This window comes from Labrenzia sp. 5N, from assembly GCF_012395805.1.
GTDB lineage: Bacteria > Pseudomonadota > Alphaproteobacteria > Rhizobiales > Stappiaceae > Roseibium > Roseibium algicola.
On the sequence record NZ_JAAZTM010000020.1, the window covers coordinates 249126 to 264612 of the forward strand.

Annotated in this window: 13 protein-coding genes and 1 tRNA gene; 5 read left to right on the forward strand and 9 right to left on the reverse strand. The window is 56.3% G+C overall.

Annotated elements, in window-relative coordinates:
- Nucleotides 1-127 precede the first annotated feature (127 nt).
- Nucleotides 128-2098, forward strand: coding sequence for a PAS domain S-box protein (locus HEP89_RS21715; protein ID WP_168693017.1), 1971 nt, complete (start codon nt 128-130; stop codon nt 2096-2098).
- A 10-nt stretch (nt 2099-2108) separates the two neighbouring features.
- On the opposite strand, the gene HEP89_RS21720 is transcribed toward HEP89_RS21715, so the two are convergent.
- Nucleotides 2109-3185, reverse strand: coding sequence for a D-alanine--D-alanine ligase family protein (locus HEP89_RS21720; protein ID WP_168693018.1), 1077 nt, complete (start codon nt 3183-3185; stop codon nt 2109-2111).
- A gap of 237 nt (nt 3186-3422) precedes the next feature.
- Nucleotides 3423-3917 carry a GNAT family N-acetyltransferase gene (locus tag HEP89_RS21725; RefSeq protein ID WP_168693019.1) on the reverse strand — a complete coding sequence of 165 codons (495 nt, stop codon included), beginning with the start codon at nt 3915-3917 and terminating at the stop codon, nt 3423-3425.
- A 495-nt stretch (nt 3918-4412) separates the two neighbouring features.
- On the opposite strand from HEP89_RS21725, the gene HEP89_RS21730 reads away from it, so the two are divergent.
- Nucleotides 4413-5111, forward strand: a complete 699-nt coding sequence (locus HEP89_RS21730) for an aminoglycoside phosphotransferase family protein (protein ID WP_197923269.1) — start codon at nt 4413-4415, stop codon at nt 5109-5111.
- Between the two features lie 245 nt (nt 5112-5356).
- Here the strand turns inward: HEP89_RS21730 and HEP89_RS21735 are convergent, their stop codons facing one another.
- The 7 genes from HEP89_RS21735 to HEP89_RS21765 all read right to left on the reverse strand — a co-directional run bounded on the left by HEP89_RS21735 (nt 5357) and on the right by HEP89_RS21765 (nt 11812).
- On the reverse strand, nt 5357-5878 hold the full coding sequence (locus HEP89_RS21735; protein ID WP_152506524.1) for a regulatory protein RecX: 522 nt from the start codon (nt 5876-5878) through the stop codon (nt 5357-5359).
- Nucleotides 5868-6716, reverse strand: a complete 849-nt coding sequence (locus tag HEP89_RS21740) for an MBL fold metallo-hydrolase (RefSeq protein ID WP_168693020.1) — start codon at nt 6714-6716, stop codon at nt 5868-5870. Before HEP89_RS21740 ends, HEP89_RS21735 begins: the two co-directional genes overlap by 11 nt.
- Nucleotides 6713-7519 carry a TatD family hydrolase gene (locus HEP89_RS21745; protein WP_168693021.1) on the reverse strand — a complete coding sequence of 269 codons (807 nt, stop codon included), beginning with the start codon at nt 7517-7519 and terminating at the stop codon, nt 6713-6715. Before HEP89_RS21745 ends, HEP89_RS21740 begins: the two co-directional genes overlap by 4 nt.
- Nucleotides 7520-7663: 144 nt before the next feature.
- Nucleotides 7664-8725, reverse strand: a complete 1062-nt coding sequence (locus HEP89_RS21750) for a DNA polymerase III subunit delta' (RefSeq protein WP_168693022.1) — start codon at nt 8723-8725, stop codon at nt 7664-7666.
- Nucleotides 8725-9411, reverse strand: a complete 687-nt coding sequence (gene tmk / locus HEP89_RS21755) for a dTMP kinase (protein ID WP_168693023.1) — start codon at nt 9409-9411, stop codon at nt 8725-8727. The genes HEP89_RS21750 and tmk overlap by 1 nt, the downstream gene beginning before the upstream one ends.
- A gap of 74 nt (nt 9412-9485) precedes the next feature.
- Nucleotides 9486-10565: a D-alanyl-D-alanine carboxypeptidase family protein gene (locus tag HEP89_RS21760; protein ID WP_208984167.1), complete on the reverse strand. Its 1080-nt coding sequence runs from the start codon at nt 10563-10565 to the stop codon at nt 9486-9488.
- A 200-nt stretch (nt 10566-10765) separates the two neighbouring features.
- A complete protein-coding gene (locus tag HEP89_RS21765; protein WP_062488734.1) occupies nt 10766-11812 on the reverse strand; it encodes a septal ring lytic transglycosylase RlpA family protein in 1047 nt (348 codons plus the stop codon).
- A gap of 859 nt (nt 11813-12671) precedes the next feature.
- Between HEP89_RS21765 and HEP89_RS21770 the strand changes: the two genes are divergently transcribed.
- The 3 genes from HEP89_RS21770 to HEP89_RS21780 all read left to right on the forward strand — a co-directional run bounded on the left by HEP89_RS21770 (nt 12672) and on the right by HEP89_RS21780 (nt 15468).
- Nucleotides 12672-12761, forward strand: a tRNA-Ser gene (locus HEP89_RS21770).
- Nucleotides 12762-12916: 155 nt separating this feature from the next.
- Nucleotides 12917-14179 (forward strand): MHYT domain-containing protein, encoded by a 1263-nt coding sequence (locus HEP89_RS21775; RefSeq protein WP_062488735.1) that lies wholly within the window; start codon nt 12917-12919, stop codon nt 14177-14179.
- Between the two features lie 422 nt (nt 14180-14601).
- Nucleotides 14602-15468: a xanthine dehydrogenase family protein subunit M gene (locus HEP89_RS21780; RefSeq protein WP_062488736.1), complete on the forward strand. Its 867-nt coding sequence runs from the start codon at nt 14602-14604 to the stop codon at nt 15466-15468.
- Nucleotides 15469-15487: the final 19 nt, after the last annotated feature.

The window sequence follows — 15487 nt, forward strand, 5'->3', positions numbered from 1 at the left end:
TTACATGACCGTGCCGTACATGCGTGCAGCAACCCTAGATATATTTACCTATAGTTCACGTTAAACAAGATTCAAGAAGATGTCGCTAGTGTGGTACGGGAAAACACCTACCTAAAGGCGATTTCTTATGACGTTGTTATTGCCGCAAAGTGACTGGCGAGAAATCGTCGACGCATTTAGTCGTTCTCAAGCGATCATACAATTCAAACCCGATGGCACAATTTTGGAAGCGAACGAGAATTTTCTCAGGACCTTCGGGTATTCACTGGATGAAATAAAAGGACGACATCACAGGATGTTCGTCGATCCGGACTATGCGAAGTCGTCCGATTATGAACGTCTTTGGATCGCTCTGGCGAAGGGAGAGTTCCAGTCTGCTGAATTTGCCCGGATTGCCAAGGGAGGCAAGGAAGTCTGGATCCAGGCAACCTACAATCCGGTCATCAGCAGGTCGGGGACCGTTCGTAAGATCGTCAAGATCGCGACCGATATTACCGAGAAGAAACGAAAGGCGCTTGAAGCCCAGGGGCAGATAGATGCAATCAACCGGTCGCAAGCCGTTATTCAATTTGATCTGGACGGCACGATCCTCGATGCGAATCCGAATTTCCTGAAGTCGCTCGGTTACGAACTTTCGGAAGTGAAGGGCAAGCACCACAGTCTGTTTTTGGATCCGGAAGATCGGAAAAAGCCAGAATACAAAGCTTTCTGGCGCAAGCTTGGAGAAGGGGCTTACCAGAGCGGCGAGTTCAGACGCCGGCACAAGGACGGTAGGGATATCTGGATCCTGGCTTCCTATAACCCGATCCTCGATGCGGCTGGTCACCCGTTCAAGGTCGTGAAATTCGCGACCGACGTAACCTCCGAAAAGCTTCGAAACGCCGAATATGAAGGTCAGATCGCAGCAATCAGCCGTAGCCAGGCGATGATTTCCTTCACCAGGCAAGGGATCATTCTCGACGCGAACGAGAACTTCCTGCGTACGACCGGGTATTCTGCCGCTGAGGTGGTCGGTAAACACCACCGCATGTTTGTGTCACCCGATTACGCACAGAGCAAGGAATATGCCTCATTCTGGAAGGAACTGGGGGACGGGAAACATACGTCGGCCATCTATCAGCGTTACGGCAAGAGTGGCGCTCCTATCTGGCTGCAGGCGACCTACAATCCGATCTTCGACGCGTCCGGTAGGCTCATCAAAATTACCAAGTTTGCCACCGACGTTACGCAGAACATGAAGTCACGACAGACAGCCATTGCGGCCGCCGAAGAGACACTTGGAACTGTTGAGCAGACAGTTGCTTCTGCCAGGGAAATTACCGGCTCTGCACAAGATGTGTCGCGTGGAATGGACGAGGCGCAGCGGGCAGTCGATGACATGCAAACGCGCTCCGAAGCAGCCGGAAGATCCACCGAAACTCTCCGCAATGCTGCGGCTTCCATGGACGATGTCGTGCAGCTGATTTCGAAAGTTGCGGATCAGATCAACCTTTTGTCTCTCAACGCGACGATAGAGGCCGCACGCGCAGGCGAGGCGGGACGGGGCTTTGCTGTTGTGGCGAACGAGGTCAAGGACCTCGCGAGCCAGACATCTCAAGCAACAACGCGCATTTTCGCCGAGATCGAGGAGATGCAGACCGTTGCAGGAGCTGTAGATGAAGCGCTGAAGGCCATCCAGTCGTCAATCACCGAAGTGCAGGAATTGGTTCAGGGAACATCAACTGCAGCAGAACAGCAATGCGCTGCGACTGACGAAATCAGCAGCAAGTTGATGCTCGCATCCGAAAATGTTGCGTCCGTCTGCAGCAATCTGGACAATTGGGTCGTCGGCATGGAAAACCGGCGGAAAAGCGAGCGAACCCGCGTGCATCAACATGCCGAAATAAGGTTTGGTCAGAATGAGTGCGTGCAGTGTTCTGTAAGGGATATTTCCGAAAATGGGGCACGGATTCATTTGGCTAATGCCGGAAATGTTCCGAACCAGTTCACTCTCCATTTCAACGATGGGAAGTCTGAGAGGACATGCCGTGTTGTGCGCCGGGACGGAGACTACATCGGCACGGAGTTTGTGAAGAATGCTCTTGCATTGAGCGCATGATGGTCAAGTTTCAGATATCCCGTTCTGCGCGAGTAATGCTGTGGGTGATCAGACGATCGATGATCTCCGGATAGCTGACGCCGCTTGCAGCCATCGCTTTTGAATACATGCTGATATTCGTAAAGCCGGGGATCGTGTTTAGTTCGTTCAGCAGGAAATTCATTTCCTGCGTCACAAAGAAATCGACACGAGCCATGCCGTCGCATCCCAGGGCTCTGAACGCCTTTGCCGCCAGATCCTGCATCCGGCCTTCGACATCGTGCGGCAAATCTGCGGGCACCTTCAAGGCCGCGCCATCTTCGTCGACATATTTTGCGTCATAGGTGTAAAAGCCATGGCTTTCGGCAGGAACAATTTCGCCCGGCCTGGAGACGAACAGCGTGCCGTCGCTTTCCTCCAGGACCGCGAATTCGATTTCGCGGCCAAGAACGAACTCCTCGGCAAGAAGCTTGTTGTCGTGCTTGAATCCTTCCTTCAACGCGGCCTCAAAGTCGTCTGCCGTCTGAACCTTGCTGACACCGACCGAGGAACCCTGGCGGGCAGGTTTGATGAATACAGGCAAACCAAGTTCACGCTTCAGGAGTTCGAAGTTCGGCACATCGTCCGGCCGAATTGTGAGTGATTTGGCCGTGGGGAGGCCGGCCTCGATGAGAAGCCGTTTTGCAAGATCCTTGTCGAGTGCATTTGCAGACCCTGCGATACCGCATCCAACGAGCGGAACCCGGGCCACTTCAGCAAGACCTTGCACTGCACCATCTTCGCCATGGAGGCCATGAAGCACGGGAAAGACCGCATCGAGCTTGGCAAAGTCACGAGGCAGCCCGTTTTCATCCAGTGCAATCACCCGGCCACGGCCACCTGGAACCGGACAGATTTCAATACCTGTTGTCGGCCGTGCCAGATGTCCATTTTCAAAATTGCTCAACAGCCATTGTCCTTCACGGGTGACGTAGACCGGAACCGCGTCATACTTGGAAGGATCGAGCGCGTTCATGACATTTGTGGCGGAAAGGACCGAGACTTCGTGTTCCGCAGATCGCCCGCCAAACAGGATGGCTACACGCAGTTTTTGAGAAAGATGGGCCAAAAAAGGTCTCCGGTAGAATCGAATATGCAAATCAAAAGCTGCATCAGCGATAGCGCGATATTGTGGCTACGCAAAGTCTGGCTGGCGGCGTACTCGGGTCCAATTCACTGAGACCCGGTTTGATCGCACGATAAGACAGTTTTGTTAGTAAATGGCACCGTTTCGCCAGGACGAAGGAGAGGGGGCAGGGATGGTATCTAGAAACGCTATACTGCCCGGAAAAGCCGAACGGGCGCCTTACCTTGATGAACTGACCTTCATGGGGAGTATCAAGCCCCATTGTGTCGCCTGGGAGCTACCAAACACTTCAAAGCCTGCCTTCTCATACGCTGAAATGGCACGAGTGTTGTCCGGGTGGGGATCGGTCGCAACGACCGGAACGCCGGCCTCGAACAGTGCCTTCAGGTGCTGCGCGATAAACGCAGGGCCGTGCCCTTTACCTGTCATGTCTGCTTCGCCGATGTACTGATCGATGCCCCGAGATCCCTTGGGTAGCGAGAAAAAGTGGTGATCTTCCCAGCCGTGAACGCTGTAGTCCTGCAAGTAGGCGAAGGGGCGCTGGGTTGTCTCAACAATCCAGCGCTTGACCCGAGTGTCTTTGAGTTTTTGCGCAGTAAAGGGCTCGGCCGTGTCCCACCACTTACGGACATGCGGTCGCGACTGCCATTCCGCCAAGAGAGGTAGATCTGCCGGGGTCACTTCTCGAAAAGTGTAACGTTCGCTTGCTGACATATCAGAACAATATCATACAGACATAAGCACCGGCGTCAGGCGCGTCGATACTGTGTGCGGTTCAGACTAGCTGCGAGAAGTGCAGTGTTTTTCGGGGAATAACCTAGTAATAACAGTAGCTTATGAACTTGTGCGGGAGGGGGTGTCCAATCCGGATCTGTGATCTGCCGGAGATGAGAGGCATTGTTTGACGCAGGTTTTGAACCGCCGCAAAGGCCATTTTCACTCGGCAACGACTTCTTTTCCGGGGGGCATTTGGCTGGCATAAGATGCTGATTTGATTAGTTCTCATGGTAACAATTGATTGGAAAAGCAACCGTGGACAACATGGAAATCGACCGAAACACAGTTGCGCTTCTCATACGCCAGCAGTTTCCACATCTTGACCATCTACCAATTAAACCGGTTTCCAAACAGGGCTGGGACAACGCCACCTTCAGGCTCGGTGATGCTCTTTTCGTGCGTCTGCCACGAAATTAATCCTATGCCGAAGCAGTGAAGAAAGAAGCGCATGCGCTGGTTGTCTTGGGTGAGCATCTGTCCATTGAAGTGCCGAGTGTCGTCGCTGTCGGCCTGCCAAGCGAGACATTTCCGCTACTGTGGTCGATAAGGCGTTGGGTCGAGGGAGATACACTTGAAAGCGCTGACGGTGTGAAACCGGAAACGTTTGCGGTTTCGCTTGGCAAAACCCTGTGTGATTTGAGAGCGATCGATACGGTTGACGGGCTCATTGCAGGCAAGCACTCATTCTATCGCGGGTGCCATCCCAGCGCTTACGGCGACGAAGTTCAAAAGAGTTTGAATGTCCTCGGCAGCAAGGTGGACGCAATGCGGTGCCTTGAGGTCTGGCAGCGTGGCATGACGTCAGCCTGGACGGCCAGACCTGTCTGGTTCCACGGAGATGTGGCGGTCGGAAACATCATCGTCACCAATAGCGTTGTCAAAGCTCTCATAGATTTCGGAACCTGCGGTATCGGTGATCCTGCCTGTGACTTCGTTATGGCCTGGACGTATTTCGATCCCGAATGCCGGAAGATTTTCCGGGATGCGTGCCAGATAGATGATCAGACCTGGCAACGGGCCAGAGCATGGGCGCTTTGGAAAGCTCTGGTTTGCATGTCCGGTCTTTCAAGCCCGGACACCGATGGAACGCAAGCCAAAGCTCTGCAAGCTATCTGCAATGACGTCAACTAGCCGACACAGCCAAGGTCCGGCGCTTGAGCAATGGTGAGATAGCCCGATAGGTGACATTTGTTGCTGGGGAAGATGGAGGGCTCCCAATCCACATCACTAATTCGCATAATCAATATTATGGAACATTTATAACAAGGCGTGATTGCCTTGCTTTGCCAATGCCTTAGTGATGGATCCGTTTGGCGTTGCCAGTCAGTTTGTGTTGCTGAGCGTCATTCCGCGCCTCAGTCGTGCTGTCGTATAGATCAATCGCTGTCGTCCGCGTCGATCACCTTTCGGGCGATTTCAAAGGAAAAGCCCGCCCGGCACATTGCAGCCAGATCCTTGTCGCGCCGGTCATCTCGCGTTCGTGTGGTTCTGTATGGACCAAGCCGTCTGCGTCTTGCGAAGATCCGAGCGGCTTCCTCGTCGCTGCGTTCGTCTTGTGCCAGCACCGTGTGTATCGTTTCTCTGTCAACGCCTTTGGCAGCCAATTGAGCTTCGATTTTTCGCGTTGAGCCACCGCGGCGCCGCAGCCCGGCAGTCTTGGTTTCCGCGTAGGTTTTGTCGTTGACGAGACCTGTCTGAACGCATTTTTCAACGACTGCATCGATCAGGTCGGCATAATCGGCCGGATCGAGTTCCAGGCTCATGCAGGCTTTCAAAACCTTGCGTTCAAGAACCTTGCGAAGATTGGCGGCCGATGTCGCATAGCGTTCCAGGTAATGAAGCGCAGATTTGATCAGCCGATCTTCCGTCGGTTGTTTGTAGCGTGGCTTACCAGCCATCGGTGGTTAGAGCGCTTTCTTTGCCTGTGCCTGTGCCTGTGTCTTCAACGGACAGGAGCATACCATCATAGGCAGGTTCTATGGTTTCAGGCAGTTCCGCTGACAGGATATTGTAGTCCAGGTCATTGTGAAGATTGGTGAAAATGGTGCGTTTGGGAGCAATTCTGGAAGTCCAGGACAGCGCATCCGCCAGGCAGAAATGGCTTGGATGAGGTCTGCGGCGCAAGCAATCCAGAATCAGAAGATCCAGATGTTTCAACTGGTTGAGGCTGTTCTCCGGAATGTCCGAGACATCGGGGATGTAGGCTGTGTCACCAATGCGAAATCCAAGTGCATTGATCTCTCCGTGGACAACCTCGAAAGGGTCTAAGGTGATCGGACCGCCGTTTCCCTCAATGGTGACTGGTGTATCCGGACGAAGATCACGGCGTTCCAGAATTGGCGGATAGTTGGAGCCTGCCGGTGTTTCAAAGCAGTAGCTGAATGCTGTGAGAGCCCTCGCGCTTGTCGCTTCGTCCATATAGACGGGAACTCTTTTGCCGGATTGCACCCAAAAGGCCCGCAAATCGTCGATACCATGCAGATGATCGGCATGCGAATGTGTATAGACAACCGCATCCAGGTGATTGACGTTGGCAGCCAGCAATTGCGACCTGATGTCGGGTCCGCTGTCTATCAACACGGTTGTGCACTCGTTATCCACACGCTTTTCCACAAGAAGCGCACAGCGGCTGCGGCGGTTCTTCGGTTCACTGGGGTCGCAATCGCCCCAATCATTGCCGACACGCGGCACGCCTCCGGAAGAGCCGCATCCTAAAATGGTCAGCGTCAAGGTCATGAAGCAATCGCTTTTGTCTGCAGGTTCTGACGAGGCACCTTGCTGAAGAGCCTGAAGAAATTCTCTGTGGTCTGCCGAGCTATCTCTTCTTCCGAAACGCCCCTGGTTTCCGCCAGAACCGCCGCGGTCATCGCTGTATAGGCTGGTTCGTTGCGTTTGCCGCGTCTCGGCTGCGGTGCGAGATATGGGGCGTCGGTTTCCACCAACAACCGGTCAGCCGGCAATTCACGGGCAATGTCACGGATCTCTTCCGAGCGCTTGAAAGTCAAAATTCCGGAAAAGGACACATAAAGGCCTAGCTCTATTCCTGTCAGTGCAAGGTCTCGGCCGGACGAAAAGCAATGCAGCAGGGCCGGGAAGGCCCCCTTCCCCATTTCTTCGCGCAAGATGGCTGCCATATCGTCATCCGCGTCGCGTGAATGAATGACCAATGGCAAGCCGGTGCGCCGTGCGGCTTCTATGTGGATGCGAAGGCCTTCCGCCTGTGCATCGCGCGGGGCCTTGTCATAGAAGTAGTCGAGACCCGCCTCGCCGATGGCAACCACCTTGGGGTGGTTCGCCAATTGCACGATTTCGTCGGCCGGAATGCCGCGCTCCGTGCCGGCGTTGTGCGGATGGGTGCCAACCGAACAATAGACTTCCGGATATTCCTCGGCGATTGCCAGAACTTGGTCAAACTTGCGGATGTGGGTGCAGATGGTGACCATCAGTTCCACGCCGGCCGTCTTGGCCCGCGCGATCAGATCGGCACGTTCGCCGTCAAAATCCGGGAAATCGAGATGGCAGTGGCTATCGACAAGCATTGAGGATCCAAATGAGTTTGATCGGTATGGCGCATATAGGTGGTACTGCCGCCTTTTAACAAGAGAATCGGAGCTTGCCCAAGTCACGAACTCTCGCTCGTGACGATTTCCAATCTGTGTTGCCGCCTGGTGGGCCTTGACGGGTCAGGCTGCACGCAAAGCGAAGAAAAAATCCAGCACGACCTGTTTCTTGTCGAGATTGAGCGCGTCCGCATCCCGGATCGCCTTGTTCATTTTTTCCCAGATCTCGACGATCCCGTGTGCGTCACGCACACCCTTGCCAAGATCCCGGCGCATACGGTCATGCAGCCAGATCTGAACGATGTGCTGGAAGCTTTCCCAATTGTCGGATTGGCCGCGTGCCGCCACCAGGTCCGCCAATGCATGCGCAGCGGCAAGATCGAGATGTTGCGGACGGTCGGCGAGCTGACGAACGCCCTTTGCTATTGCAAGACCATCTCCCGAAAGCAAAGTGATGGCAGATCGCAAGCTGCCGTCGGCTGTTTGAGCGAGTTCACGAAGGTCATCCGCCGAGGCAACCGATCCGCCAGACAGGTCCTGCAGGCCCTGACCAACCTCTTGCTCGCTTAAGGGATCCAGATCGAGGCGCCGGCACCTGGACCGGATTGTCGGCAGCAGCCGGCCTGGTGCATGGCTCAGCACCAGGAACAGGCATCGTTGCGGTGGTTCTTCAAGGATCTTCAGGAGCGCGTTGGCGGAACTGATGTTCATGTCGTCCGCAGCATCGACAATGCAGATCCGCCAGGCCTTGGCGGATGCTGTGGTACCGAAGAAGGAAACGGTTCTGCGCACCTCATCTACCGGCAGGTCGGCTTTGAACCGTTTGGATTTCTCGTCCCAAGGTCGACGCAAATGCAGAATGTTCGGATGCCCGCCAGCCTTCAGCTGTCGGGACACTGGATGGTCGGGCACAACCGCAAGGTCGCGCGCGGCGGCAACCTGCTGTCCGAACCTGTCCGGATTTGCGATCACGAAACGCGCGAAACGAAAGGCAAGCGTTGCCTTTCCGATCCCCTTTGGACCACCCAGGATCCAGGCATGATGAAGCCGCTCGGACCTGTAGGCGTCCAGAAGAGCCTGTTCCGTTTTGGTGTGTCCGATCAGGATGTCCCGCTCATGGGGCAACGGATAGCCAGGAAGAGCATCAACTTCAGGAATGTCGATCGGTGCATTGGCACGGGCCATCAGTGCGCCCCTTCAGCAGTGACGCCCGATGCGCCGCCTTCATTCAGGTCGCCGGCAAAGGTTTCCTGCACGGCATTGCGAATGGCCGTTTCGACCTCGGCAGGCTCCTTGGCACCGTCGATCACGGCAAATCGGTAGGATTCGCTCTTGGCGAGTTCGAGGAAAAGTTCACGTCTTCGCTGATGGACCTTGAGCTCTTCCCCTTCGAACCTGTCCGGGCCGCCGCTGTCATCCGTGCGAGAACGTTCCGCCACACGTCCAAGCCCGACTTCTACCGGAACGTCGATGAGGATCGTCAGGTCGGGATAGATTCCGGCAACCGCGGCCGTTTCCAGCAGTTTCAAATAGTCGCGATCTACGCCCGCCTCGCCCTGATAAACCCAGGTCGAATCGGCGTAGCGGTCGCAGAGAACCCAGTCGCCTCGCTCCAGCGCCGGTTTGATGGTGGTATCCACATGGTCCGCGCGTGCCGCGGCAAAAAGCATTGCTTCGCCGCGAGGACCGAGATCCTTTGCGCCGCCAGACAACAGCATTGCACGGATCTTCTCAGCCCCTGGCGAGCCGCCTGGTTCGCGGGTTACGACAACGGATAGCCCCAGACCTTCAAGATAGGTTTTCAGGCGGGCGATCTGGGTCGATTTTCCGGCCCCCTCGCCACCTTCAAAGGTAATGAAATGTCCTGGCACCCTATCCCGGCTCCGCTAGTTCTTGTTGGTCTTTGTCACCGGCTTTAGCAGCAATTGCAATCTTTGTGCACCGTTTACCCGATCCAGCCGAACAGCAGCTCCTGCAGACCGTCCAGAGCCCTGCCGATCATGGTGCCTTCCGCAACAGCGCCACCGGTTACCAATGGAGAGCGGTAGACGATCCCATCCTTGCCGATGACCCGGATTTCGCCAACTTGCTCTCCAGCGTTGACTGGCGCGGGGAGCGGTCCGTTGTAGATAACGCGTATCCTGTAATCGAGTGTGCCACCTCGCGGCAGCAGCACGTCAACGCTTTTCTCGGACACCAGCGGAACACTGCTGGTCACACCGCCAAACACCCGGCCGTCTGCAACAACATCGCCCGCTGAAAACAACGTCTGAACGGAAAAATACTCCCAGGCGCCTTCGATGACCTCCTTGAGTGTCTGAAGGCGGTGTTTGTCCGACGAAAGACCCGCAACCGCGGCAATAACTCTGCGTCCATTCCTGTCCACCGAACCGAGGCCGGAATATCCTGATTCTGCATCATTGCCGCCGCCGAGGCCGTCAAGGTTGCGGATTTCACCGAGCAAGGGGTTTTTGTTGCGCTGGAAAATCTTGTTCCAGGTGAATTCCGGGATAGCGAACATCGGATAAAGATCCGCGTGGCTCTCCAGAATGTATTCCGCAAGCCTTGCCTGATCACGGACAGTGGTCTGGCTTGGGACTTCCGGATAGCCAGTCGGGTTGCCGAAGCGGCTGTTCTTCATGCCGATGGATTGCGCGAATTCGTTCATGCGCACAGCAAACGCTTCTTCGGACCCGTCCAGGCATTCGGCAAGCACGATCGCGGAATCGTTGCCATTGTGAACCAGCAATCCCTTGAGCAAGTCTTCAACCGAGATATCGGATTTGATCGCGGCGAACATTGTGGCACCACGACCCGAGGGAGCGCCGCCGGTTCGCCAGGCGTGTTCGCTGACCTTGCAAGTCTGATCAAGCGAGAGATCGCCTTCTTTCACTGCCTTGAAAACCGTTGCGGCTGTCATGACCTTGGCTAGAGCGCCAGGAGCGAACGGCTGGTCAGGTTCCTTGGCAAAAAGGATTGTGCCGGAGCCGGGCTCATAGAGGAAAGCCATCGGAGCTTTCGTCACGATGGTTTCGGCTGCATTCCCTGGGAGAGCGAACGCAGAGACGACAAAAAAAGCAGAGAACGCCCCTCGCCCTACAAGGCGACGAGACGCTCTCAAAAATCCGGATACAGAATATGCGGAGGCCATGAACCGCTTGCCCTATTTATAGATACAGGCGCGGCGTGTGGAAGAAGCCGGACCTACTCCGGGTTCCGGGCCGATTAGCCGTCGTTTTCCAGTTTGACCACCAGCTCACGCATCGAAAGGCCCGTGTCGGCCACATTTGAAAGCAGCGAATGCGCGTCGGAAATTCGGCGGTTCGCAGCAAATGAGGAAATTGCACTGCCTGACACGAGACCTGCGGACGTTCCCGGCGCCGGGACGCGCAGCACGCCGAGTGTTCCTTCCGCGGGCGCAAGACCCGGAGCGGAATAGGCCGATTCGACCGGCTCGAAGCGGTTGTTGGACGCAACTTCGATTGTCGGCTTGCCGGCTTCGAATGCCTGCGCCGGATCGAAGGCAACCGTCAAGGTTGTCTGCTTCGCCCGGAAAGCCGTGGTCGTGGATGCGGTGGTCAGATAAGGACGTGCGCTTGGCGCCGGAACAGCCCCGAAGGTGACCTGCGGTGTGATTTGCTGAGGCGCAACCTGCTGCGGTTCGGCCTGTGCCAGCATTGTGCCCGGCATTGTCGCGCCAGGTTCGACCGCACCTGGGCCACGGTAAGAGGCCATAAGGAAGCCTTCGTCCTGTCCGTGCAACGGTGCACGACCGACGTACTCGACCTTTACCTTGCCGATGCCGGCGCTTTTGGTGCCAAGCATCGTTGCTGCGCGTTCAGACAGGTCGATGACGCGGTTGCCGTGGAACGGGCCACGATCATTGACGCGAACGATCATCGAGCGGCCATTTTCCACGTTCGTCACGCGGGCATAGGACGGCAGCGGCATCGTCGTGTGCGCAGCAGTGAGGGAGTTACGGTCGAAAACCTCGCCGTTGGCTGTCTTGCGACCGTGGAAAGTCGGCCCATACCAGGAAGCCAGACCGGTCTTCTTGTAGTCCGGATCTTCCTTTGGGTAGTACCACTTGCCGGCAATCTTGTATTTCTTGCCGACGATATAGCGTCCGCCACCCTTCGGCACGGGTTGGCCTTCAGCAACCATTTTCGGGCTGCCTTTGACACCATATTTTTCCGGGCTGAATTTTGATTTCTGCTGCTGCGGCGCGGTGCTGCAGGCTGCCACGGCCGAAACCGCTGCCGCCACAATCAATCCCGTGCGCAACTGGGCGCTGAGTTTCCGTGCAGGACGCGATTTACCATCAAGCGTCACAGCTGGTTCCCCTGAAGACGTTCCTGCCACCTGGTTTGTCACCCGGCAAGATTTCCCGCCTGTCCCTTGCATACTGCCGTCCTACTCACTTACGCGCTGGCGGCCCCGCAGCTCACGCGATCATTCCGGCGTGTGGTTCGGTCCACACCGGTTTTCAAGGCATTGTTCCGATCATCAGATCAGTCCCCGCAAGACGCACTAGCCCCCGCTGCACATCCCGCATATGCCCTTGTTAAAGCGTAGTTTTATTACTTCAAAGTAAACTGCCCGTCGAGGCCGCCACGTTGCCCAAATTCAACTCTCCACCGGATTCAGACGACCCGAGGTTCATTTCTCAAAGGCTGTTTGTTGTAACAGTCTGAAATATATGACTAAAAACTGCGTCAATTTGCCTGCCGCCGGCTGTTGCGCACAGGACACAGGTGAGAAGAAATCGTCATTCGGATCAGTTGTGACGTACATCACATTCAGACCTGTCAAATCAGCCTAGGGTGAACTCATTGCTGATGACCGCCCTGTCACAGCAATGCTGGACCCCACCTCCAGCTTCGGCCGCCGGTTCAAAACCCTGCCCACGACACCGGACCGGCGGCCCCTACCCTTTGGCGATGTTCCTGCGCCCGCACTGCCCGTCCTGCCCCTGTGTGCAAGCGGCGCGGGAACATCCCAAAGGAGCTTGATTTCCCCGCACATCCACACGATTTCGCCCGCCTGAACTTCATGCTGGTGATTCCGGCTTGACTTTCCGAGTGAGAAAAAGGAAACGGTTTGCACAGCCGGGCCGCCAAGGCGCCGGCATGGTGAGGTGGCCGAGTGGTTTAAGGCAGCGGTCTTGAAAACCGCCGTGCGTGAGAGCGTACCGTGGGTTCGAATCCCACCCTCACCGCCATTTTTTTCTCAGGACATTTCAAATTGATCCCGCGGCCCGTGCACGTATGCATTGGTATCACGCGTAATTTGATGCAGATTTCTCTTTCCCCTATCATCTGATCCGGAGGAACCGTCGCTTGTTGCGGCGGCGGCTACTGGGAGGAGATAGCCGGCATGTCAGTGATGCACGAGCCCTGGCTTGTTGCGCTGTCCCTGGTGATGGCCTTTCAGGGCAGTTTCGTGGGCTTGAACCTTGCCGTTCAGGTTCGCAGCGCGATTGACCCGAGACGTCGGCTGTTGCTTGCAGGGGCAGCGTTGACCGTCGCCCTTGCCATCTGGTCCATGCATTTCGTCGGAATGCTGGCAGCCCGTCTGCCTGTCGCCGTCGATTTTCTCGTTCTGCCGACACTGCTGTCGTTTCTCGTCTGTGTACTCGTTGTCGGCATTGCTGTTTTCGCAGCGAGCAATGCGCGGCTGACCCCGATTCGCCTCGGCCTTTCCGCTTTTGTTATGGGAAGCGGTATTTGCACCATGCATTATCTCGGCATGTATGCCCTGCATGGGTCTTTGCGCATGGAGCATGACCCGGCCTACGTTTTTGCCAGCTTCCTGATTGCCTTCAACGCAGCCGGTCTCGCCATGTGGCTTCTTTTTGGCCTCGGCCGCCGCCCTCCTCTTGTCATTTCGGCAGCGGTTCTGGCGCTTGCGATTTCAGCCATGCATTACACGGCCATGGCAGGATTGACCTATGAAACGCTGCAACCGGTTTCAGGTACTCTTGCACCAGCCCTGAGCCCCGGAATGCTGGCTATTCTCGTTTCCTGCGTAGCATTTCTGGTGTCGGGCCTGTTCCTGCTGGCCCTCGTTCCAGCCCAGGAAGACCAGACTGATCGCGGCATGGTCAGGAACCAGATGCCAGAGGAAGAGCTGCGTGCGGCAAGTGAAGACAAGCAGGGCCAGTCAGCGCAAGCCGTTATGGCTGTCAGCGTCAAATCCGCATCCGGATTGCAGGCGGCGGCTCAAGCGGTCCGGCCTGGTCAGCCACTTGGCAAGGGAATGCTGCCGATCGAGCGGGATGGCCAGAAGACCAAGATCGGCGTGCTGGATATATATGCCATTCACGCGGACGCCCATTACACACGTCTGTATGACGGCAGCAGAGAATTCTTCTGCCCTCTTTCCATCAGTGAAGCGGAACAGCAGCTTGATCCGCGCACTTTCAACCGTGTCCACCGAAGTCACATCGTCAATCTCAGCCGCGTTGTCAGCTACAAGCGCTCCGGTGACGGTGGAGTTCTTATCCTTGCCGGCCAGGCGGGGCAGAGTGTTCCTGTCAGCCGGTCTCGTTGGGGGCGGGTGAAAGCGCGATTGAAGGCGCTTGGGCAAAACAGACATCAAAGCCACGCGGGTCATGAACAGCCCGCTGCCGCCCAATAACCAGATCATCGGTTAGGTTCACTTTCGGTGTTGCAGTGCATGCAAGACCGCAAAATACGCCGTTCGTGCAAATGGGCATCAAGCGGACACTCTTCATGGTGGTGGTATTTGTGGCCTGGACCCCTATTGTAAGCTATTGTAATTACCTTGTTTTTTCGAAATCATCTGAATTTAAGCCGTGAAATGCGTCAGAAGAGCTGTCGCAGTTCGTGCAGGACAGCACGTCATCCGTGTAGCCAGACAGGCTGTTTGTGCAAGCGTTCTTGAGTGTGCGCCGCACTGTTCCGCACCCTTCTCAAACGTGAACAATTCGGCCGTTTCCAGCGTCCGGACACGACGTTGCCGGTGAAAGGCGAAACCAATCGCTTTTCGGGAAGACCGGCATCCGGCCCTGAGGTGGCCGGCAGAGGGAGGAGAAAGACGTGATACCTGGTGCATTCACCTATCACCGGCCAACGTCCGTGGCGGAAGCTGTCGCGATCCTGGTCAGCCATGGCGACGAAGCGCGGCCACTGTCCGGAGGCCATAGCCTGATCCCCATGATGAAGTTGCGCATGGCAGCGCCGGAACATCTGGTCGACCTTGGTGGGATTGCCGATCTCAAAGGCATTTCCGACGACGGCGGCACGATCACCATTCGCGCCATGACCACGCAGCATGAGCTGATCGCCTCGGATCTCTTGGCGTCAAAACTGCCGATCATTCGCGAAACGTCGCTTCTCATTGCCGATCCGCAGATAAGATATGTCGGCACCCTTGGCGGAAATGTCGCCAATGGCGATCCGGGCAACGATATGCCGGCGCTAATGCAGTGCCTGAATGCGACCTATGTTCTGACCGGGCCGGACGGCGAACGTGAAGTGCCTGCACGCGACTTCTATGAGGCGGCCTATTTCACGGCCCTTGCGCCTGAAGAAATTCTGACAGCCGTTCGTATACCCGTCCCGCCTGCAGGGCATGGCTATGCCTATGAAAAGCTGAAGCGCAAGGTTGGCGACTATGCGACAGCCGCAGCTGCCGTGGTCCTGACGTTGGAAGGTGGCAGAGTGTCCTTCTGTTCGATTGCCCTCACCAATGTCGCGGATACACCGCTTTTTGCGAAGGAAGCCGGAGAAATTCTGGCTGGTTCGACACTCGATACGGCAACCGTTGCCCGCGCGGTCGCGGCGGCTGAGGCGATCACCAAGCCCGCTTCGGACGGACGTGGACCTGCAGAATATCGCACCAAGATGGCAGGCGTGATGTTGCAGCGGGCGCTTGCAAAAGCTGCATCGCGCGCATCCAGCTGAACCAGGATCGAGGGAAACG